The following is a 1,500-nucleotide window of genomic DNA, read 5'->3' on the forward strand; positions in this document are numbered from 1 at the left end:
CGGTCGTGCCGCCAGCCGCCGGCCTGCGCCTTGTGGAGGGTGTCGGGGTGGCGTCGGCGTCCGGCGCGGTGGTGCCGGAGTCGGCGCCCGGTGTGGAGTCCTGGACGCGGATCGACCCGCCCTCCTGGGCGATGCGGACCACGAACGGCTCGGCCTCGGGATCGCCGAAGGTCTGCGTCCACAGCTGACGGCCGTCGGCGGTGCGGACCTCGCGGGGCGCGTCGATCGCGCCTCCGTCGGCGTCCAGCACGAGGAGCTCGGTGTCCTCCGTGGTCGCCTCCAGGCGGACCGCCGTTCCCTCCATCGTGGCGACGGACACGTGCCCGTAGCCGATCCACAGGTCCAGCGGCTCGCCGGAGGTCTCGTAGCCGGGTGCGACCGTGACGCGCAGGTCGCTCGCCGCGAGCGTCGCGTAGCGGCCGGGAGCGGCGCTCGAGAAGCCGTAGGTGCCGAGCACGGGGAGCAGCTCGCGGTCGGTCGGCAGCACGGCGGCGCAGGCGGCCGTGACCAGCGCGACCGTCGCGAGGGCGATCAGCGCGATCGCTCGCCTCCGGAACAGGCCGGCGAGCACGATCACCACGGCGAGCACGAGCGCGGCCGAGGCGGCTCCGACGACGAGGGCCGTCGGTCCGGAGGCGGTGAGCGAGACCAGTGCGCCGGCCAGGGCGGCGGCGCCCAGGGCGAGCAGCGTGAGGCTCGCCCGCAGCCGGGGGTTCGCGGCGCGTCGGAGGCGCTGGCGCTCCAGGCGCGCGGCGGTGACGGCGGCGGCGGCGACTCGCGCCTCCTCCGCCCGGGCGCGGGCCGTCTCGCGGGCCGACGCGCTCTGCTGGGCGCGGAAGGCCTCCCGCTCGGCCCGCCAGGCCTCCTGGCGCTCGCGCCACTCGGCGACGGCCTCGGGGGACGAGGGGCGCTCGTCCTGCAGCCCGGGGTCGGGTGCGGGGTAGGCGGGAGCGGAGGGCGCGGGGTAGGGGAGCGTCGCGGAGGGGTGTGCGGACGGGGAGCCCTGGGCCGGGTGAGCGGCCGCGTCGTCCGATCGCCGGCTCCGCCGCACGATCCAGACCACGAAGGCCACGATCAGCCCGAGCACCACGAGCGACCACAGCGTCCGCCCGGTCGCGGGCGCCCAGGGCATCGCCCCGGTGTACGCGCCGCCGAGCGACCAGAAGCCCTGCGCCACCGGCAGCATCGAGGCGAGCACGAGGACGCCGATCCCGGCGTGCACCCGGTCGAGCGAGCCGCGGAGCAGCCGCTCCACCGGCAGGGCGCCGTCCTGGTCGGGCAGCAGCAGCCAGGCCGCGGCGTAGAGGAGGAGCGCGGGCCCGCCCAGCACCGCGACGACGAGCACGATCCCGCGCACGATCAGCGGGTCGATGCCGAGCCGGTCGGCGATCCCCGCGCAGACGCCGCCGATCCAGCCGGGACGGCGGGGCAGGTCGAGGCCTCGCAGCCAGAGCACGAAGCGGTTCTCGGGCGCGGGGGGGCGGATCGGCGGGGCCGGGG

At 77.6% G+C, this 1,500-nt stretch carries 1 protein-coding gene; it reads right to left on the reverse strand.

Annotated elements, in window-relative coordinates:
• The coding region (locus C5D09_RS16990) for a PspC domain-containing protein (protein ID WP_181135076.1) at positions 1–1,456 on the reverse strand (1,456 nt) is incomplete at its 3' end.
• Positions 1,457–1,500: the final 44 nt, after the last annotated feature.

Source organism: Rathayibacter sp. AY1C9 (assembly GCF_002932315.1).
Taxonomy (GTDB): domain Bacteria; phylum Actinomycetota; class Actinomycetes; order Actinomycetales; family Microbacteriaceae; genus Rathayibacter.